The sequence below is a fragment of the Borreliella japonica genome, from assembly GCF_030438115.2.
In the GTDB taxonomy this organism is placed as follows: Bacteria; Spirochaetota; Spirochaetia; order Borreliales; family Borreliaceae; genus Borreliella; species Borreliella japonica.
Window position 1 is genome coordinate 50,205 of record NZ_CP124062.1, and the last position, 19,312, is coordinate 69,516.

Consider the following 19,312-nt stretch of genomic DNA (forward strand, 5'->3'; position numbering starts at 1 on the left):
CAATTAAAATTAAAAACCAATTACTTATAAATCTACAATTTCATATTATAATAAATAAAAATATTTTTATAAAAAGGCCAATTATGATTTGCGGAATAGATGAAGTTGGAAGAGGCTGTATTTTTGGACCTATTCTAAGTGCTGCTGTAGTTTTCAAAAAAAAACCTAACTTTATAAAAGAATTGGATGATTCTAAAAAACTAAAAAAAGAAAAAAGGGAATATCTATCCTCATTAATACTTGAAAACTCATATTATGCATTCGCTGAAATTTCAAACATAACAATAGAAAAAATAAATATTCACAACGCATCTCTTCTTGCAATGCAAACTGCATACGAAAATCTAAAATTAAATTGCAGCTTAGTATTTGTAGATGGCAAATTTATTCCAAAAATAACAGCAAAAACTGTTAAAGCAATAATTAGAGGAGATTCAATAATAGACGAAATAAAAGCTGCTTCAATTATTGCTAAAGTTAAAAGAGACAAACTGATGGATGAATATGATAAAATTTATCCATTATATTTACTCAAAAAAAATAAAGGATACCCCACAAAAGAACATAAAAATGCAATAAAAAAATATGGGGTTTTAAGCCTTCATAGAAAAAATTTTAAACTAATTTAAAAAATAAAAATTAATAATCCTTTTAATAATCCTTCTTTTTAAATCTCCCACCTGATAAATGAGATTTCTTCTGAAATTTAGAATCGTCTAATTTAGATCTCTCTCCATATTCACCATACCCTTTATTATGCCTCGCAGAAGAGCTAACAGATCCTGTAGACACTTTCTGCTTAATAACTGCTATTGCCTTAAGCAAATTGGATTCAAACTCACTTATATTTTCTTCATATACAAAAATAGAATGTCTTTCAAAATCTCCACTTGGACTTCTTTTGCTCTCTACAATATTTAAAAAATAATCCCCTTTTCTATTTTCTTTGACATTAAAAAAATAAGTTCTCTCAGACTCTGTAAATAGTTTCTCAGAGAATACTTCCCCTCTCTCTCCCATCAATTTCCTCCACACAAGTTTTTGCACTTGACTACATTTAAGTTAAATTAATTGTACTTATTTAAAAAAAAAAATACTAGCTAAAAATAAACATTACAATAAATCTTATTGACATAAATTGATTTTTTTTATATAAGTAAAGTATTGTCTTGCGTCCTTCGTATAATGGCTATTACCTTAGCCTTCCAAGCTAATGATGTCGGTTCGATTCCGATAGGACGCTTTAAATAATAATTACACATCCTTTAAATTTAGCAATGATTTTCAAGAATTAAATTTAGATAAGTAAACACATAAAGCAAATGGAGATGGCGGGAATTGAACCCGCGTCCTAAAAACAATACTATAAGCTTCTACAAGCTTATCTAGCATTTTATTAAGCAATATGGTTTGGAAATACTAGCAAACCGCCAAATTGCTCTCAAGTACAAAAGTCCCTAAAAATCAACTTGAAAATATTTTTAAGCAAGCTTCGATGTCGAAAAGAGTATAAGTGAATCTCAAAGCCAAATTCAACAAAACTCCCTGCTAACTTAAGCAGCCATTACAAGGTTTGAGCTTGTAAAGTTATTATTTTTTGCATTTATTTTAGAAGTTTTAAGAGATTCCCTCTGCCTGCAACTTACAATATTAGCATTTTCAGTCAAATCCAAAACATCCCCTCATGTAAATACTATTTTACCATAATTTTAAAAAAATAACAATGCTATCTTATTTGCAAAAACCAAAATAAAATTTTATAATAGTAGGTCTAACGTTACTAAAAGAGAATTTTATGTTTAATGAGATTTTATGGTTTGCCATGCTAATTACTACTTATTCATTTTTAATCATTATATTCCTTTTTTTTAAAAAAAACGGATTATTTGCATGGGTTGCAGTAGCAATTATTATAGCAAACATTCAAGTTTTAAAACAAATTACAATATTCGGAATTAATGCTACATTGGGCAACATTATTTATGCATCGTCATATATTGCAACAGATATTCTCTCAGAATTTTATGGGAAAAAAACTTCAAAAAAATCCGTTTATATTGGGTTTATCAGCTTCATTGTATTTGCAGTATTAACAAATGCCCAAATTCACTTTATATCAAACAGAACTCAAGAAAACTTTAAAAGCCTGGAAAACATCTTCTCTTCAATACCAGCTTTACTATTAGCCTCTCTTGTTGCATACCTAGTATCCCAATTAAATGATGTATACCTATATCAGCTTATTAAAAAAAAATTTCCTAAATTTTTATTTTTTAGAACCAATGGATCAACACTAATAAGTAGCTTAATAGATACAATAATTTTTGTAAGCATAGCAACCTATTTTGAAGTATTTCCAAAGCAAGCTTTTCTGGACATAGTAATTTCCACATATCTAATTAAAGGTTTGGCAGGAATTTTGGGAACACCTTTTATATATTTTGCAAAATATATAAAACTTCAAAAATAAAAAAAATTAATTTGCATAAATAAAAACCTTTATCTAAAATAATTAATCGGGTATAATTGAATGCTATGAATAACGATATGTTTGATTTAAGCTTGTGGACGGGAATGTTTCTCTTTACATATATAACATTGGGAATTCTTTATCGATTTTTTGGAAAGTCTGGTCTTTTATGTTTCAATGCAATTGTTTCAACAATATCAAATATTATAATACTAAGCAATTTAAGAACATTTGAAATATTCTTAAATTTGTCAGGTATTACTTTTTTATCGGCATTATTCTCTTTAAACCTAATGGTAGAGAAATACAACAAAAAAGACGCAACAAACTCCGTAATATTGGGTCTTTTGTTAAACATAACTTTTACAATTATGATTAATTTTATGACAGCATTCAATCATAATAAATTAGACACCTCAGACATTCATTTTAAAATATTGTTCAACAACTTCACATACATTTTAACAATATTAATTGGAACATATGTGTTCTTTCTGTCCCAATATACAAACATCTTACTATATGATTATTTTAAACAAATAAAAATAAAATCTTTATGGATAATTCATCCTCTATCAAGACTAATTTCTGGATATTTAGCTAATTCACTAGTTTCAATATCAGTAAATACAATATTAAAATTCTACCCCGAAACAAAAAATATCCAACTTACAAAAGGTTCCTTAATTATTACATTAACAATGATTACAATCGATACCATTTTTTATCTGTTTTTAAATTCCTGGAAAAAAATAAGAGAGGTTTAAGAATTAATAAAATTTTTAATAAATTGATAATTTTTAACAACCTGTCTGCATGTTTTAATATCAAATTTAATTTCTCAACTTCATTCAACAAGTAATCAATACATAATAAAAATCAAATTTTAAAAATAGTAAAGTCGTCCTTTAATGTATTTGAAATGTATTTCAAATTACCAACTATTTTTTATATAATACAAAAATGAAAGTAAAAATTGAAGAATCTTGGAAAGAGGTTTTAAAAAATGAATTTAACAAAGAATACTTTAAAAAGCTTGTGGGATTTATAAAACATGAATATAAAACAAAAGTAGGAAAAATATTTCCTCCTCCAAAACTTATATTTAATGCTTTTAATTCTTTACCATTTAAAGACATAAAAGTGGTAATAATTGGACAAGATCCATATCATGGAAAAAATCAAGCAAATGGACTTGCTTTTTCTGTAGATTCAGAAATAAAAATTCCGCCTTCCTTGCAAAACATATTTAAAGAAATAGAAAGAAGTTTAAAAATAAAAACCATTCCAAATGGGGATTTAAAAAGATGGGCAATTCAAGGTGTATTTCTAATCAATACAATCTTAACTGTCGAAGAAGGAAAACCTTCTTCTCACAAAGCTATTGGGTGGGAAATTTTCACAGATGAAGTAATAAAAATAATTTCCAAAAATTTGAAAAATATTGTATTTATGCTTTGGGGCAATTTAGCAAGAAGTAAAAAAAAACTAATTGACCCATCAAAGCATCTAATCCTTGAAACAAGTCACCCATCTCCATATTCAGCAAACAATGGATTTTTGGGATCGAACCATTTTAGCAATGCTTTAAACTATTTGAAAAAATACAATAAAGATGAAATAAACTTTCAATAAAATTGATAAATTCAATATAATAATTGTAATATAAAATTCTTTTACACAAAAGAATTTTATATTACATAAATACCACTCATAACATAAATACAACGGAAATCAATTTAAATTATTTTTCTTTCATATCTTTTTCTTTAATTTCATTAATATTAGTATCTGATTCATTATTCTCATTATCCCAGAAAGTCGAACTATTCTTATTCTCCGTCTTTATATCATCTAAAAAGCTATTATCTGCTCTTCTAGTATTCATAAAAGATAACAAAACTACAAAGACAAAAAAGCACGCTATAAAAAATCCAGTAATTTTTACAGCAACGCTTGAAGACTTTGCCCCAAAAATAGAAGAACTACCACCTCCAAAAACACCGCCTATTCCATCACCCTGCTCATCTTGAATTAAAATTAAAAGGATAATAAAAATCGAAACAATAACAAAAATCATAAAAATACAAAATCTAACTAAACCCAAAATAAACCTCTTAACTAAAAACCATTATTAATTATAGATAAAAAAGATTCAGCCTTCAAAGATGCTCCACCTATTAACGCACCATCAATATTGGGCTGATTCATAAGCTCTTTTATATTGTTTGAATTAACAGAGCCTCCATACTGAATTATAACATTATCTGAAACTGACTTTGAATAAAGCTTCATAATCTCAAGCCTAATTGCTTTATGAACCTCTTCTGCTTCCTCTTTAGTTGCGGTCTTGCCCGTTCCAATTGCCCAAACAGGTTCATAAGCTAAAATTATTCTTTTAATATCTGATTCAGAAACACAATCTAACCCCTTTTTAACCTGATTTAAAACAACATCTAAAGTTTTTCCAGAATCTCTTTCATCAAGAGTTTCTCCAACACAAAGAATTAAGTACTTAAAGGAATGCTTAAGCCCTGCACGAATCTTTTTATTTATTATTTCATCTGTTTCTGCCAAATACAATCTACATTCAGAATGACCAAGTATAACATATTCTACTCCAAATTCTAAAAGCATCGAAGGTGAAATTTCGCTCGTTCTTGCCCCACTTTCCATATAAGACATGTTTTGAGCACCTAGAAGAATATTACTGCCCTTAATACATTCTGAAACCTTAGACAAAGCCGTAAATGGGGGAGTTATCATTATTACAAAATCATCTTTTAAAGCCTTAACTCCAGCTACAATTTCTTTTGCAACAATAGAAGCTTCTGCACTCGTATAATGCATTTTCCAATTTCCCGCTAAAAACGTTTTTCTCACTTCACTTCTCCAAAACCTTAATACCTGGCAAAATCTTCCCTTCAAGATATTCAAGTGAAGCACCGCCACCTGTTGAAACATGAGTGATCTTATCAGATAAACTAAATTTATTAACAGCTGCAACAGAATCTCCACCACCAACAATAGTTAAACCCGAGCAAGATGCTACCATTTCAGCAACCTTGGCAGTTCCTTTTGAAAATGAATCAAATTCAAATACACCAAGGGGACCATTCCAAATTACAGTCTTGGCGTTTTTTACAACCTTTTCAATTTCTTTTAAAGTATTAACTCCAACATCCATGCCAATCTTGTTTTCAGGAATATTAAAAGAATCAATATACTCAGGAGTAGAATTTTTATTAAAATCGTCCGCTACAACGTGATCAAGTGGTAAAATTACTTCAACACCTAACTCTTTTGCTTTCTTTAGAAAAGAAGAAGCTATATCAATATATTCGATCTCTAAAAGAGATTTACCTATAGAATATCCTTTGGAATGTAAAAAAGTATAAGCCATTCCACCACCAATCACAACTACATTTGACTTTGATAAAAGTGATTCTAGTACTCCAATCTTTGAAGAAACCTTAGACCCACCAATAATCGAAACAAATGGCCTTTCGGGATTTTTTAACACTTCCCCAAGAAATTTGTCTTCTTTTTCCATTAAAAATCCACCAACAGATGGCAAATAATCAGAAACACCTACGGTTGAAGCATGAGCTCTATGAGCTGCTCCAAAGGCATCATTTACAAAAACATCTCCATTATCAGAAAGTTTTTTTGCAAAACTTTTATCGTTTTTCTCTTCTTCTGCATAAAATCTCACATTTTCAAGCAATGCAACATCGCCATCCTTCATTTGCAAAGTATTATTTACAATTTCGCTTCCAATGCAATCAGAAAGCATCTTGACATCTTGACCTAAAAGCTCTGACAATCTATTGGCAATGGGTTTAAGAGAGTATTTAAGATTTTTCTTGCCCTCTGGTCTACCCAAATGACTTACAAGTACAATCCTAGCCCCTCTTTCTTTTAGATATTCTATTGTGGGCAATGCAGCCTTAATTCTAGTATCATCGCTAATGCTCCCCTCTTTTAGGGGAACATTAAAATCACACCTTACTAAAGCTCGCTTGCCCGCAAAGCTATTAAAATCTTTTACTGTTTTTATTGACATTTTATTTTATTACCTTACAAGCATTTCTACTTATTTTACTAATTTTTGAGCAAGATCAACCACTCTTGTAGAATATCCAAACTCGTTATCATACCATGACAACACCTTTGCAAATCCATTTTCAAGAACCATTGTCTCAAGACCATCAACAATAGAAGAATGGGAATTTCCCTTTATATCTGAAGACACAATCGGATCTTCAGTGTACCCCAAGATACCTTTAAGCTCGGGTGTTTCTGATGCTCTTCTAAGAACAGAATTAATCTCTTCTTTTGTAACATCTTTTTTCTTGAGTTGAACCGTAAAATCAACAATTGAACCTGTTGGTACAGGTACTCTCATTGAAGTCCCATTCAACTTTCCCTTAAGTTCAGGCAAAACAAGTCCAACGGCTTTTGCAGCACCGGTTGAAGTTGGAATAATAGAAAGTGCAGCAGCCCTTGCTCGTCTAAGATCAGAATGAGGAAGATCCAAAATTCTTTGATCATTTGTATAAGCATGAACAGTTGTCATAAGTCCTTGTTCTATTCCAAATGATTCATGAAGCACTTTCGCAAGAGGTGCCAAACAATTGGTTGTACATGAAGCATTTGATACAGCTTTTAAATCAGAATTAATATCCTGATCATTTACACCAAGAACTATTGTTTTAATTTCGTCCTTGGCAGGAACTGTTAAAATAACTTTCTTGGCTCCAGCATGACTTACGTGATCAAGATATCCCCCCTTATCACTAGTTGCTGATGAAAAAACACCTGTTGATTCAATTACAACATCAATTCCAAGCTTTCCCCAAGGAAGATTTTTTGGATCTCTCTCGGCAATAATTTTTATTTCTCTTCCATCCACAACAATAGCACCATCTCTTGACTCAACTTTTTTATTATATACTCCAAAAGTAGAATCATACTTTAAAAGATGTGCAAGGGTTTTAGGATCTGTTAAATCATTTATTGCTACAATATCAATTCCTCTTTCAAAAGCAATCTTAAAAACATTTCTACCAATGCGACCAAAACCATTAATAGCCAATTTCATACAAAATCCTCCGATTTTTTTGATTTTATTCTTACTAGAATTATTAAATCATAAATTAACAACAAGTGTCAAACTATCTTTTTACAAGCACAGTGGCTCCCTCTTGAATATAATCTTTTAAAAAAGTAGAAGATTTTATAGTACCTCTAGAAATATAATCACTTATATCTTCAATTAAAATCTCCCCCAAAATATCTGATTTTTTGTAAACAATAAAACTAGAATCTCTAGCACCATTATTTAAAGCACCTTCTTTAAGAATTAAAAAAATATCTCCATTTACAACACCGCTTACTTGACCAAGATTAATAAGAACATCATCATTTTTAATTTGAAGGATCTTTCCTTTTTTGGGCAAATAATCATGAAAATCTTTAGAAAGAGAATTTAAAGCATTACTTAAATAATTAGCACCTCCCACATTATAAGAGAAAGAAGTAACCTTAATTCCTGTTTTCCCTGAAAAAACATTCACCGCCAAAGTAGCTGTATTTTTTAAAACATCTGCATTAAAATCAAAAATTAAAAATAAATCCAAATTATTATTTCTTGAATAAGAAAATCCTTCTGAAAAATTATTAATCAAATAATCTCTATTTTTATTGTAATCAAAATTATAGTTAACTATTTCTATATTTAAATTACGCTCAAGAACCCTTTCAGCAAATCTTAATATCAAATCGTTTGCCCCAAAAAACTTATTCTCACTTTGAGTAAAAATAGCCATCCTATAAACCATTCTGTCATCATAAAGCTTATTAAAATCAGCAATACTTTTATATCCATATTTATAAAATAAAGACTTTCTAACATCAAAAGACACAACATCATAAAAATCTAAAATTCTAGAATCTGTAGAATTTCTCTGTTTTACCAAATAAAAAAGCTGCTCATAAGCCATAATATCTAAATTCATAAGCTTATAGATTTTTGAAAGCAAAAATCTAGCACTATCATTATCAGGCCAAATATCAACAGCATTTTTTGCATTAAATAATGCTTTGTTTAAATTTAAAGATTTAAAAGCTTTAAACCCTTCATTTTCATAATGCTTAGAAATTTTAGCATTGGAATTATTTTCCAAAAAATTTCTAAAATTAGATGCAAAAAAACTCTCCTCAAGAGCAATATTATAAAATTCTAAATCTTTTTTAAGATCTTTAGCCCGCTCCAAATTTAAAATAGCCTTTTCAACATTCCCAAATTTTAAATAAGAATATCCCAATAAATAATAAAGTTCATCAGAATCTTTATTAACCAAAATAGCATTCTGTAATACATTTATTGCATCTTCATATTTAAATTCATGCAAATAAACAAGCGCAAGCAATCGATATGCATCAACAACTCCAAAATCTTTGTAAGAACTTTCAATTAAAGCCAAATAATTTAAAGCATACTTTTCGGCAAGCCCCAAGTTATTACTACTAATGTAAAATTCAGCTACTCTTTTATGAAAATCTGGGAAAGATAAAAAATTTACCCTAACTTTATTTATCAAATGTCTAATCTTGTCATGCATTCCTAGCCTTTGATAAATATCAACAAGATGTTCAAATGCACTATAATTATTTTGACTGTAATCAAGAATAGATAAATAATAATTAGCAGCAGCTATGAACAATCCATTTTTTTCAAAAATCGAAGCAAGTCCAACCAAAGCATCAATATTATTTCTCTGTTTAACTAAAATCTCAGAATAGATTTTTTTTGCTTGATCAATTTTATTATTTTTTAACAATATATTTGCATAAAGAATTTTATATTCAGTGTCTTCGTTAGACATTTTGTAAGCTTTCTCTATGAAAAATTGCGCTTGAGTATATATCTTAAGAGAATAATAAATTGATGCAATAAATTTATAAGCTTCATAATAATTGGGATTAATTTTTATAGCCTCAACAAGTTCATCAATAGCATCATAATACCTTTTAGATAAATAGTACTCATGGGCCTTTTGATAATGCCCTAATGCTGTGGTATCACTGCCCAATAGAACACTAAAATTAAAAAGGAATAATATAAAAAATCTATTAAAATTCATAAACCTTCCTTCTCGGAAATCTTTATCACTTTAATATTTCTTTGATGCATATTTTTGATTGAAAAAACCAAATTACTATATTCTACCTTTTCATTTTTCAAAGGAATCCTCCCAAAAAGATCATAAACGAAACCGCCAAGAGTATCAAAGTCTCCATTTGGCAAATTTAAATTAAGCTTTTCATTTAAATCCTCTATTAAAATTCTCGCATCACAAAGATAAGACCCATCATCAAGACGAACTATTTCATCAAGCTCATTGTCAAATTCATCCTGAATGTCACCCACTATCTCTTCAAGAATATCTTCAAGCGTCACAAGCCCTGAAACCCCACCATACTCATCAACTACAATTGCAATATGTACATGATTTTCTTGAAATTCTTTTAAAAGAGAGTCTGTTTTTTTGCTTTCAGGAACAAACATAACCTTTCGCATAATATCTTTTAAATCTATTTCGTAGAAATCTTTTTTACACATGTGCAATAGCACATCTCTTGTATGGATTATCCCAACAATATTGTCAATAGTACCATGATACACAGGAAATCTTGAATGACTGCTGGATGTTACAACCTTTAAAAGCTCGTCCTTACTCTTAGCGTAATCAACAAATATAACTCCTATCCTAGGAATCATAATCTCTTTTACAATAGTCTCTTTAAGAGCATTGAAATTTTTTACCAAAGAAGTTTCAATATTCGACTTATCTTCAAGATCATTTTTTGGGCTTCCTTTCTTCTTCTTGTTTTTAAAATTAAAAAATCCCAACATCTAAAATACCCTTTTATTTTTTCTTAAGATATTTTCTTGAAGAATCAACATACCTTCCTTTTGAAAATTATTAGTTTCATGTTCATATCCCATTAAATGCAAAATTCCATGAATAGTAACACGTTGAAGTTCTTCATAAATTTCAACATTAAACTCTTGAGCACTAAATTTTAAATATTCAAAAGATATTATAAGATCTCCTTGTATTTTATAGTTTATACCATCAACCAAATCTTCGCTAAGTTCATTATAATTAAAAGAAAGAACATCGGTTGGCTCGTTCTTGTTTCTAAATTTATTATTTAATTTTTGTATATAAGCATTATCACAAAGAATAACTGAAAGTTCAAAATCACTAATAGAAAGAGTATTTAAAACAGATAAAATAAAATCGTAAAAAACACTAAAATGTTCAAATTTAATATTTTCTATCAATAAATTCAAATCAGATTTGGACAAATTAACTATACCCTAGAATAATCCATATATAACTTATAAAATAATTTACTTGCCATGGCATTGAATTATTTTACTTTGCAAACTAAAAACCAAAAAAATCCTTAATTATATTTTCAAAAGCATCTTCTTGCAAAAAGCCAACAGAAACCTTTGGCTTGCCATCAATAGGAATAAAAAGAATAGTTGGAAGACTTTGCACTCCAAGCGCAGAAGAAATATCTTGTTCTTTATCTGTATCTATCTTATAAAAATCAATACTATTCCCATACTTTTTAGAAAGTTTTTCAAAAATCGGAGAGAGCATTTTACATGGACCACACCAATCGGCATAAAAATCAATTATAGCAGGTCTCTCGCCTCTAAAACTCCACTCTTTATTATTCTTATAATCAAAAATTTTAGTAACAAAATGTTCTTTGGTTAAAGAAATAGCCATATATTCTACATGCCCCCTATCGACTTAAAATTATATCACAAATACAATATTAATAATAAGGAATTATAAAATGAATCTAATGTTAATAACTTTTAATGAATTTAAAATAGGAATTTCACTCAATGACACTAGAGCAGAACATCTTGTTAAAATCTTAAAATTAAAAGATAACGACAAATTTAAATTTGGCATTCTTGGAGAAAAAAACATTTACCATTGCATTTACAAAAAAGATAAAAAACTATTTTTCAACAACATCTTTAAAATAGGGGAATCTAATAAACTCAAAAAATTAAATGTACTAATTGGAATGATAAGACCAATTGTTGCCAGGAGAATCATAAAAGAACTTGCTAGTATTGGAATATACGAAATAATTTTTTTCAATACTAAGCTTACTGAAAAATCATATTTAAATTCTAAAATTTTTAAAAACAATGATTACAAAAAACATTTAATAGAAGGGGCGATGCAGGGAGGAATAACGTACTTACCAAAAATAAAAATTATGAAAAATTTGAAAGACAGTCTTCAATATATTAAACAAAAAAATTTTGGAATAAAAATATTACTTGAAAAAAATAGCAAAAAAAATTTAATTGATATCGAACAAGTAAAAAATGCAACCATTATTGTAGGACCTGAGAGAGGATTTACAGAAAAAGAAAAACAATTAATAACGCAATATAATTTTTCCTCTTACAATATATCTCCAAATATCCTAAGAACTGAAACGGCCATACTTGCTGCATCCATTATTACTGTATCGAAACTAATTAACATATAATCAATTTATAACTGTTTGATTGAAAAGCTTGTCATAAATATAAAGTTCAATCGTAGAGCCTTTGTAAGCCTCATAGGGCAATTTAATCAACCCTCCTTTCGACTTAAAGAAATAAATCAAAGAATTTTCACCATCCGAACCTTTTAACCTAACAGATATATCAACATAAGATGGATGTTGCCTTAATTTATAATTCAAAATTCCAAAAACAATTTTATTATCAACCTTAGGCTTTGCAATAGTAATTAAAATTTTATCTGATTCGCTTATTTTAGTTCCAGGTGGAATAGACTGAAAAACAACATTTCCAAAATCGTCCTTATCTACCAAATCAATGTCAAAACTAATACTATCGTTCAGAAGAGAAGCAATCGCATCCTTATAATAAATTCCAATATAATTTTTAACATGTTTTTCTAAATGATCTTTACCCTTACTAATTAAAAACTGAAGATCTGTTAAACTTGATATTTGACTACCTGGTGACGGATTTTGACGAATTATTATACCTTTTGGCAATTCGCTTTCAACCTCAAGGGGCTTAACAATATGGTAAAGCAATTTGGAATTATCAAAAGAATTAGCCTTTAAATTGATGATAACATCGTCAATGTTTTTGCCAATAAAACTATCAACTCTATTTATTATAGCCCCTTTGCTAATGAAAATTATAACCTTATTGCTATGCCTTAAAACAGTTCCCGGTTTTGGTCCCTGTTCTATCACTCTTCCTTTGTCAAGAGCACTTGAAGAAAATTTAAATTCAATATGAGGAATCAACTCTTTTCTTTGTAATTCAATAATAGCATCTTCAATAGTAAGAGAATAAAGATTCGGAACAACTGTAATCTCTTTATTTTCTAAAACCATAAAGAAAATTGCAAAAGAAACAATTAAAGATCCAAAAATAACCAAAAGCAATGCCTTGATCGCAGTTTTAGGCAAAATCAACATTTCATTATTACAATTTTTGCAACTCTGAGCCAAATCCAATTTACTTTCAAGCAATTCATCTGCATTAGAAAATTTATTTTCTAGATTGTCATTATTATTGAAACTAATATATCCCTCCTATTTAAGAAAACACTTGTCCTATTAGCTGTCTACTCCCATTATAAAAAGACTTAAAATCTAAAACCTTTCTTCCGGGTCTTTGAACTTCTAAGAGCAAAAGAATTCCTTCACCGGTATTAACAAATAATCCTTTCTCAGAATTAAAATCAACAATTTCTCCTACTTTTCTCTCTTTATATAAATCTATTTTCAAAAAATCAGCACGATGAAAAATAATGTCGCTATAATTAAGCCTAGCTCTTACAAGTGGCCAAGGATTGCATGCGTTAATTCTGTTTTTAATCTCAAATGCACCTAAATTAAAATCTATAAATCCCAATTCTTTTTTAAAAAAAGAACAAAAAGTAGCTTCGCTTGATTTTTGAGGAATCCCCACAAAACCTTTGCTAATTTTTTCTAAAGCCTCCAAAACAAGGCTTGGACTAAGACTTGATACAAGCTTTGAAATATCATAACTTGTATCATAAGATCTTATTTTAAATTTTTTTTGCACTAAAATGTTACCGCTATCCATTTCCAAAGCCATACTCTGAATAGTAATACCACTAACAGAATCGCCATTTAAAATTGCAGATTGAATCGGAGAAACACCTCTATATTTGGGCAAAAGAGAAGGATGAACATTGATACACCCCTTTGGGAAAATATCCAAAAATTCTTTTTTAAATATCTTGCCATAAGAAAAAACTAACATTAAATCTGGATTCAAATCTCTAATTAGATTTAATATATTATCATCAAGAGTCAAGGGATCAAAAACTTTAATATCCTTAGCAATAGCCTCCACCTTTATTACATTTTGACTTAACTTCTGCCCTCTGCCTTTAGGCTTATCGGGCAAGGTCAGAACTCCCACCACTTCATAATGCTTTATAACTTCCTTTAAAACTTCTAAAGCAATAGAAGAAGAGCTTATAAAAAATATTTTCATTTTGCTTTAAGACCTCTTTCTCTCATATAAGGCTTTAACAATTTATTTTTTATCCTTTTTTCGTAATAATCAATAAAAAGAACTCCATTTAAATGGTCCATTTCATGCTGAATAATTCTTGCCAAAAAATCAGAATTTTCTATAGTAAAAGATTTTCCATTCTCGTCATAAAAATTTACAACAATGGCCTTAGGCCTCATTAAATCATAATAAACTCCTGGTATACTTAAACATCCTTCTTTGTAAGAATTAAGCTCATAAGAAGTCTCTGTTATTAAAGGGTTAATAAAAACCAAAGGCCTTGCCATTTTATTCTCTCTAACTACAAAAAGTGACAAATCAAGACCTACCTGAGGAGCAGCGAGTCCAACTCCACCGCTAATGTCCATTAATTCTATCATCTTTTTTGCATAATCTCTGATCTTGTCATCAATATTATCGATTTGCTTTGTCTTAACACGAAGCAAATCATTAGGATAAAATATCATTTCCATAAAAACTCATCCCTCTTTCAAAAAAAAGACACTTATTTTATTTTTCCAAAAAGCTTCCATTCCTCATTTCCCAATAATGAAAAATAAATATTACCAGTCCTGGACTTAGGAATAGCATAAAGCTTGTTTTCATCAATATCTTTAAAAACTAAAAATTCTTTAAGATCTGTATCAAAAAGAACAAGCTTTCTGTCTTTACCATCAAACTTTAATCGCCAATCACCTTTTAATGTTTTATAAAAAAAGATCTTCTCGTCAATAGTATTAATTTCATAATTTTTTTGCTTTTTTAGAACACTTGTTGATTTTATAGCCCCCATAAGATAGCTCAAAAAATCCTTATCAAATTGAATACTACTCAAAATAGTTCCCACATAAGCTGCCTTTATTTGCTCATTTTTAGAATCTACAAAAAAAATAGTGGGGCTTTTTTGTAGATTAATTTTATTAAAAATTTCATTATCCTTATCGATAACTAAGAAAACATTTTTTTTAGATACCTTGTTAATAATTTCATTATTTTTAAAAGAATTTAAAAAATTCTTTATTAGATTTTCCTTAATATCTCTGCCAACCAAAATTAAAACATTTTTATCCAATTTTTGGGCTTTTTTAATTGCAATCTCATAAGAGCTCTCAAAAATAATATCTTCCGACAAAGAAAACAAGTCTGAAAATCCTTGATTTAAAATCATTAAAAATGCAATTATAAATCTCATATTTTACTTGTCAGTTTTGCTAAAAATTCTAACTCCCATTCATCATTAAAATGCTCTTTTAAAGTTAAAAATATGCATTCATGATAATTATTGATATAATTTAATTCATCTTTTGAGAGCATTTCTTTTACTATCAACTCTTTTTCAAAAGGAACAAGAGTTAAATTTTCAAACTCTAAAAAAGTTCCAAAGTCGTTTGTAAAAGCTTGCTTTACAAAAACTAAATTTTCAATCCTTATTCCATGACTAAATGTTTTATAAAGGCCGGGCTCGATTGAAACCACCTCAGATCCTTTAAAAGGATAGTTAGAATTAGGACTAATCGAAACTGGAAGTTCATGAACATTAAGGAAAAATCCAACACCATGTCCAGTACCATGAATAAAATTCAATTCATTTTTTAAAAGCGGCAATCTACAAATTCCATCAAGAAAAGCCCCCGAAGATCCATATGGAAACTTTAAAGAAGCAAGGCTAATGAAAGCTTTAAGAACCAAAGTATAGTCACGCTTTTCCTCATCAGAAGCATTCCCTATCAGAAAAACTCTTGTAACATCTGTAGTACCAAGTCCAAAATAAGAACCTCCAGAATCAATCAAAAGAAGACCTTTAGTATTTATTTTTTTACCTCTCTTGGGCTTATAATGGGGAAGAGCCCCATTTTCTTTAAAGCCAACTATTGAATCAAAACTAGAACTAAAAAAATCTTTACTCGATTCCCTAAAATGTAAAAGCATATCAGCAATGTCTATTTCATCTAACTCAGCCAATTCGACCTTACTTAGACTTTTAAATTTACGTAAAAATTTAATCAGACAAATAGCATCAACAATATGTGCTTCTTTCATCTTAAGAAGTTCATAATCGGTTTTTACTGCCTTAAGATTGCTTATAATACTCTCTCCAAAAATAATATTGGACTCGCCGAGAACTTTCAAAACTCTAATATTAGTAGAAAATGAAACAAAAAATCTACCTTCATGCTTCATTCGATCTAGAAAACAGTAAAAATTACTATAAGAATCTATTTCAAAATTTTCCATTCCAAGTATTTCTTTAATTCTTGAATCAAGTTTTTTTGTATCAATAAAAAGAACATTTTTTCGATCTTTGTTCCTAGATATTAAAAGAAACGAATAAAACAATGCAGACTTTTTAACATCTGCCCCTCTTAAATTCAATATCCAAGCAATCTCATCAAGAGCGGTAATAACATAAAAATCCGCCAAATTTTTTTCTAAGATTAAACAAATAGACTTGATTTTTTCAACTCTTTTATTATTCTTCTCAGCATCAATCAATTCAACTATATTACTAAACTCAATCTGAGGTCTAGATTTCCAAATTAAATCAATTAGATCTTGATTTAAAACCTTAATATGTGTATTTTTACATTTTTCAGACAACTCTTTATAAAACTTTATACTAATCTCATCAGAGTAAATTCCAAGCTTTGATTCTTGGAGATTTAAATTTATATACGTAAAAATGTCAGGAAATCCTTTTACTCCAAGCTTTATTAATACAACTTCGGTTCCCTTAAGTTCTTGATCCGCCTGTAAAAAATATCTACCATCCGTGAAAAGAACAGCTTTGGATAATGTTACAATTACCGTACCAAAGCTACCAGAAAAGCCTGTAATAAACTTGCGAGTACTATACCTTTCATGAGAATATTCACTAAAATGAGGATCATAACCTGCTACCAAATACGCATCAACCCCACTTTTTCTCATATGATCCCTAAGCAAAGCTAATCTTTTATTAATATCCAAAAAAATCCCCTTTATACAACCCTAATAATACTAGTATACCAAATAATTTTCAATTTAAAAAAAAAATTATATTTGATATAATTTAGCTTGAAATTAACTCCTAAAGGATAAAATATGAAAAATATTAAAGCGGTTGCCTCTGATCTTGACGGCACTCTTTTACTATCAAAAAGCTATATTGGAGCATTTACAGAACTTGTAATTAAAAAATTAACAAAAGAAAAAAAGAAATTCATAATCGCAACAGGAAGAAGTAAGAATGAAATCACTCAAATTACAAAAAAAATAGATCAACTGCAAGTTTCATTTTTTATTACATTAAACGGAGCAAAAGTTTACAATCAAGAATGGAAACTAATAAAAAGTCATAATTTATCTCCTGAAGTGGTAAAGAAAATTTTAAATTTAAGAGACGAAAAATTTGGCCACATACCTCATTTTCTACATAAAGCAGATCAATACGACGATCAATTAAATATTGACATCAAAACTAAAATTGCAATTGATCAATGCCAAAAATTTAAAAAAGAATCCAATATCTTTAGTCATGAAATAGTCAGTCCAATCAATAAAATTGTAGAAATTAAAGACTTTAATGAGCTTAAAAATTTTGAAAATGTTGCAAAAATAATATTAGCTGGCAGAGAAGAAAGCCTAATAGAATATGAAGCAATGATTTTAGAAAAATACAAAGGAGAAATAAATGCATACCTTTCTACTCCAAATTCGCTAGAAATTGTAGATCATAAAGTCTCAAAAGGAAATGCATTAAGCGAAGTTCTTAAAACTATCAACATTGATTTAAGCGAAACCATAGCTTTTGGAGATGGATTTAATGATACTGATATGTTAGAAAATGTAAAAAAGGGATTACTAATGGGAAATGCAAATTATAGATTAAAAGCAATGCTGCCTTACTTGGAAGTAATAGGGACAAATGACGAAGAAGCTGTTGCAAATTACATTAATGAGAATGTTTTAGAAGAACCTATTCGGGAGGAATAAATGGAGACAGATTTAACAAAATATGCAGAACTTATAATTTTAAAAGGAATTAATTTACAAAAAAATCAATGTGTTTTAATTCAAGGTTCAATCGAAAATTACAATTTTTTGAAAATATTAGCAAAAAAGGCCTATGAACATGGAGCTAAATATGTCAAGCTAAATATTAAAGACATTGATATTTTAAAATCAAGATTAAAATTCTCACAAGAGGAAAGCTTAGAATTTATTCCAAATGCTGAGAAGAGCTTCTTAGAAGAAATGGTTCAAGATAAATGGGCAAGAATAAACGTCGATGATACAGAAAATTTTGAAGCATTAAAAAAGGACATTGGTCAAAAAATGTCAATTTATCAAAAAGCCTTAAATCTAGCAAGCAAAAAATTATCGCAAGCAATAATGAGCAACGAAATAGCTTGGTGTGTTGTTTGCTCACCAGGTCCAAAATGGGCTTCTAAAGTTTTAAATAAAAAAGAAGGAAATAAAACTTTAGAAGAATTTTTCGAAATACAAAAGAAAATATTATTACTTGATAAAGAAAATCCAATAGAAAAATGGGAATCCCATGGAGAAAAACTTCACAAAAGATGCAAAATATTAAATGAACTTAACCTAGAAAAGGTTATCTTTAAAAACGAAAAAACAAACTTGGAAGTATACCTACTTGAAACTTCTCTATGGACAGGTGGAAGCGAAAAAGTTAAAGGAACAGAAATAGAATTCAATGCCAATATACCAACAGAAGAAGTTTTTACAACTCCAAACTACAAAAAAACAAAAGGAATTGTGTATACCACCCGCCCCGTCATGGTGCTTGGAACACTAATATCTGGAATATGGCTAAAATTTGAAAATGGAAAAGTAGTTGACTTTGGCTGTAATGATGAGAAGCAACAAGAAATATTAAAATCGCACATCGAAACCGACATTCAGGCAAAATATATAGGAGAAGTAGCACTAGTTGACAGCAGTTCCCCTATTTATCAAAGTAATCTTATTTTTTACAGCACATTATACGATGAAAATGCAAGTTGCCACATAGCACTGGGAGCTGCATATCCGTCTTGTTTAAGCAACGAAGAAGATTTAAAAACTGACACCAATAAACTAACTTACGGATGCAACGTTTCATTAATACATACGGATTTAATGATTGGAAGCGACGACTTGAATGTCATTGGTGTGAGCAAAAATGGAAAAGAATACACAATAATAAAAGCTGGCAAATTCGCAATATAAAA

At 29.0% G+C, this 19,312-nt stretch carries 21 protein-coding genes, 1 tRNA gene and 1 other RNA gene; 8 read left to right on the top strand and 15 right to left on the bottom strand.

What is annotated here, in order from left to right; genetic code table 11:
* Positions 1-83 precede the first annotated feature (83 nt).
* Positions 84-629, top strand: a complete 546-nt coding sequence (locus tag QIA21_RS00845) for a ribonuclease HII (protein WP_091973187.1) — start codon at positions 84-86, stop codon at positions 627-629.
* Between the two features lie 22 nt (positions 630-651).
* Here QIA21_RS00845 and bpuR read toward each other — a convergent pair whose 3' ends face one another.
* Positions 652-1,020 carry a transcriptional regulator BpuR gene (bpuR, locus tag QIA21_RS00850; protein ID WP_091973185.1) on the bottom strand — a complete coding sequence of 123 codons (369 nt, stop codon included), beginning with the start codon at positions 1,018-1,020 and terminating at the stop codon, positions 652-654.
* 151 nt (positions 1,021-1,171) lie between these two features.
* Between bpuR and QIA21_RS00855 the strand changes: the two genes are divergently transcribed.
* A tRNA-Gly gene (locus QIA21_RS00855) sits at positions 1,172-1,243 on the top strand.
* A gap of 77 nt (positions 1,244-1,320) precedes the next feature.
* On the opposite strand, the gene ssrA is transcribed toward QIA21_RS00855, so the two are convergent.
* Positions 1,321-1,682, bottom strand: a transfer-messenger RNA (tmRNA) gene (ssrA, locus tag QIA21_RS00860).
* Positions 1,683-1,795: 113 nt separating this feature from the next.
* Between ssrA and QIA21_RS00865 the strand changes: the two genes are divergently transcribed.
* The 3 genes from QIA21_RS00865 (at position 1,796) to ung (ending at position 4,105) form a co-directional block, all read left to right on the top strand.
* On the top strand, positions 1,796-2,470 hold the full coding sequence (locus QIA21_RS00865; RefSeq protein WP_301392782.1) for a queuosine precursor transporter: 675 nt from the start codon (positions 1,796-1,798) through the stop codon (positions 2,468-2,470).
* Positions 2,471-2,547: 77 nt separating this feature from the next.
* Entirely contained in the window at positions 2,548-3,237 is a 690-nt protein-coding gene (locus tag QIA21_RS00870; RefSeq protein WP_301393351.1) for a queuosine precursor transporter, read from the top strand.
* A 196-nt stretch (positions 3,238-3,433) separates the two neighbouring features.
* On the top strand, positions 3,434-4,105 hold the full coding sequence (gene ung / locus QIA21_RS00875) for a uracil-DNA glycosylase (RefSeq protein ID WP_301392783.1): 672 nt from the start codon (positions 3,434-3,436) through the stop codon (positions 4,103-4,105).
* A 109-nt stretch (positions 4,106-4,214) separates the two neighbouring features.
* Here ung and secG read toward each other — a convergent pair whose 3' ends face one another.
* The 8 genes from secG to trxA all read right to left on the bottom strand — a co-directional run bounded on the left by secG (position 4,215) and on the right by trxA (position 11,286).
* A complete protein-coding gene (gene secG, locus QIA21_RS00880) occupies positions 4,215-4,577 on the bottom strand; it encodes a preprotein translocase subunit SecG (RefSeq protein ID WP_301392784.1) in 363 nt (120 codons plus the stop codon).
* 14 nt (positions 4,578-4,591) lie between these two features.
* Complete coding sequence (gene tpiA / locus QIA21_RS00885) at positions 4,592-5,353, bottom strand: triose-phosphate isomerase (RefSeq protein WP_301392785.1); 762 nt, start codon at positions 5,351-5,353, stop codon at positions 4,592-4,594.
* Position 5,354: 1 nt separating this feature from the next.
* Positions 5,355-6,536, bottom strand: a complete 1,182-nt coding sequence (locus QIA21_RS00890) for a phosphoglycerate kinase (RefSeq protein ID WP_301392786.1) — start codon at positions 6,534-6,536, stop codon at positions 5,355-5,357.
* 30 nt (positions 6,537-6,566) lie between these two features.
* A complete protein-coding gene (gap, locus tag QIA21_RS00895) occupies positions 6,567-7,574 on the bottom strand; it encodes a type I glyceraldehyde-3-phosphate dehydrogenase (RefSeq protein ID WP_301392787.1) in 1,008 nt (335 codons plus the stop codon).
* 73 nt (positions 7,575-7,647) lie between these two features.
* Positions 7,648-9,618, bottom strand: a complete 1,971-nt coding sequence (locus QIA21_RS00900) for a tetratricopeptide repeat protein (protein WP_301392788.1) — start codon at positions 9,616-9,618, stop codon at positions 7,648-7,650.
* Positions 9,615-10,391: a hemolysin family protein gene (locus QIA21_RS00905; protein ID WP_091973161.1), complete on the bottom strand. Its 777-nt coding sequence runs from the start codon at positions 10,389-10,391 to the stop codon at positions 9,615-9,617. Before QIA21_RS00905 ends, QIA21_RS00900 begins: the two co-directional genes overlap by 4 nt.
* A complete protein-coding gene (gene ybeY, locus QIA21_RS00910; RefSeq protein ID WP_301392789.1) occupies positions 10,392-10,850 on the bottom strand; it encodes an rRNA maturation RNase YbeY in 459 nt (152 codons plus the stop codon).
* An 82-nt stretch (positions 10,851-10,932) separates the two neighbouring features.
* On the bottom strand, positions 10,933-11,286 hold the full coding sequence (gene trxA, locus QIA21_RS00915) for a thioredoxin (RefSeq protein WP_091973155.1): 354 nt from the start codon (positions 11,284-11,286) through the stop codon (positions 10,933-10,935).
* 70 nt (positions 11,287-11,356) lie between these two features.
* Here trxA and QIA21_RS00920 point away from each other — a divergent pair, with 70 nt between their 5' ends.
* Entirely contained in the window at positions 11,357-12,073 is a 717-nt protein-coding gene (locus tag QIA21_RS00920) for a 16S rRNA (uracil(1498)-N(3))-methyltransferase (protein WP_301392790.1), read from the top strand.
* Here the strand turns inward: QIA21_RS00920 and QIA21_RS00925 are convergent, their stop codons facing one another.
* The 5 genes from QIA21_RS00925 to QIA21_RS00945 form a co-directional block, all read right to left on the bottom strand.
* Positions 12,074-13,027 (bottom strand): PASTA domain-containing protein, encoded by a 954-nt coding sequence (locus QIA21_RS00925; RefSeq protein WP_418905520.1) that lies wholly within the window; start codon positions 13,025-13,027, stop codon positions 12,074-12,076.
* A 121-nt stretch (positions 13,028-13,148) separates the two neighbouring features.
* Complete coding sequence (fmt, locus tag QIA21_RS00930; RefSeq protein WP_301392792.1) at positions 13,149-14,078, bottom strand: methionyl-tRNA formyltransferase; 930 nt, start codon at positions 14,076-14,078, stop codon at positions 13,149-13,151.
* Complete coding sequence (def, locus tag QIA21_RS00935; protein ID WP_091973145.1) at positions 14,075-14,572, bottom strand: peptide deformylase; 498 nt, start codon at positions 14,570-14,572, stop codon at positions 14,075-14,077. Before def ends, fmt begins: the two co-directional genes overlap by 4 nt.
* A 32-nt stretch (positions 14,573-14,604) precedes the next feature.
* Entirely contained in the window at positions 14,605-15,291 is a 687-nt protein-coding gene (locus tag QIA21_RS00940; RefSeq protein ID WP_301392793.1) for a hypothetical protein, read from the bottom strand.
* The gene (locus QIA21_RS00945; RefSeq protein WP_301392794.1) at positions 15,288-17,066 is read right to left on the bottom strand and encodes an aminopeptidase P family protein; all 1,779 of its coding nucleotides are present in this window, start codon (positions 17,064-17,066) and stop codon (positions 15,288-15,290) included. The genes QIA21_RS00940 and QIA21_RS00945 overlap by 4 nt, the downstream gene beginning before the upstream one ends.
* 114 nt (positions 17,067-17,180) lie before the next feature.
* Here QIA21_RS00945 and QIA21_RS00950 point away from each other — a divergent pair, with 114 nt between their 5' ends.
* Together QIA21_RS00950 and QIA21_RS00955 are read left to right on the top strand one after the other, a co-directional pair.
* Positions 17,181-18,071: an HAD family hydrolase gene (locus tag QIA21_RS00950; RefSeq protein WP_301392795.1), complete on the top strand. Its 891-nt coding sequence runs from the start codon at positions 17,181-17,183 to the stop codon at positions 18,069-18,071.
* On the top strand, positions 18,072-19,310 hold the full coding sequence (locus tag QIA21_RS00955) for an aminopeptidase (RefSeq protein ID WP_301392796.1): 1,239 nt from the start codon (positions 18,072-18,074) through the stop codon (positions 19,308-19,310).
* Positions 19,311-19,312 lie beyond the last annotated feature (2 nt).

What these genes read in the sequence shown, in the direction of transcription:
- QIA21_RS00905 (WP_091973161.1), bottom strand. Translation starts at nt 10,391, where the DNA reads ATGTTGGGATTTTTTAATTTTAAAAACAAGAAGAAGAAAGGAAGCCCA.
- QIA21_RS00890 (WP_301392786.1), bottom strand. Translation starts at nt 6,536, where the DNA reads ATGTCAATAAAAACAGTAAAAGATTTTAATAGCTTTGCGGGCAAGCGA.
- QIA21_RS00920 (WP_301392790.1), top strand. Translation starts at nt 11,357, where the DNA reads ATGAATCTAATGTTAATAACTTTTAATGAATTTAAAATAGGAATTTCA.
- QIA21_RS00940 (WP_301392793.1), bottom strand. Translation starts at nt 15,291, where the DNA reads ATGAGATTTATAATTGCATTTTTAATGATTTTAAATCAAGGATTTTCA.
- QIA21_RS00925 (WP_418905520.1), bottom strand. Translation starts at nt 13,027, where the DNA reads ATGTTGATTTTGCCTAAAACTGCGATCAAGGCATTGCTTTTGGTTATT.
- gap (WP_301392787.1), bottom strand. Translation starts at nt 7,574, where the DNA reads ATGAAATTGGCTATTAATGGTTTTGGTCGCATTGGTAGAAATGTTTTT.
- trxA (WP_091973155.1), bottom strand. Translation starts at nt 11,286, where the DNA reads ATGGCTATTTCTTTAACCAAAGAACATTTTGTTACTAAAATTTTTGAT.
- QIA21_RS00870 (WP_301393351.1), top strand. Translation starts at nt 2,548, where the DNA reads ATGTTTGATTTAAGCTTGTGGACGGGAATGTTTCTCTTTACATATATA.
- QIA21_RS00900 (WP_301392788.1), bottom strand. Translation starts at nt 9,618, where the DNA reads ATGAATTTTAATAGATTTTTTATATTATTCCTTTTTAATTTTAGTGTT.
- ung (WP_301392783.1), top strand. Translation starts at nt 3,434, where the DNA reads ATGAAAGTAAAAATTGAAGAATCTTGGAAAGAGGTTTTAAAAAATGAA.
- def (WP_091973145.1), bottom strand. Translation starts at nt 14,572, where the DNA reads ATGGAAATGATATTTTATCCTAATGATTTGCTTCGTGTTAAGACAAAG.
- QIA21_RS00865 (WP_301392782.1), top strand. Translation starts at nt 1,796, where the DNA reads ATGTTTAATGAGATTTTATGGTTTGCCATGCTAATTACTACTTATTCA.
- QIA21_RS00950 (WP_301392795.1), top strand. Translation starts at nt 17,181, where the DNA reads ATGAAAAATATTAAAGCGGTTGCCTCTGATCTTGACGGCACTCTTTTA.
- QIA21_RS00955 (WP_301392796.1), top strand. Translation starts at nt 18,072, where the DNA reads ATGGAGACAGATTTAACAAAATATGCAGAACTTATAATTTTAAAAGGA.
- bpuR (WP_091973185.1), bottom strand. Translation starts at nt 1,020, where the DNA reads ATGGGAGAGAGAGGGGAAGTATTCTCTGAGAAACTATTTACAGAGTCT.
- fmt (WP_301392792.1), bottom strand. Translation starts at nt 14,078, where the DNA reads ATGAAAATATTTTTTATAAGCTCTTCTTCTATTGCTTTAGAAGTTTTA.
- QIA21_RS00845 (WP_091973187.1), top strand. Translation starts at nt 84, where the DNA reads ATGATTTGCGGAATAGATGAAGTTGGAAGAGGCTGTATTTTTGGACCT.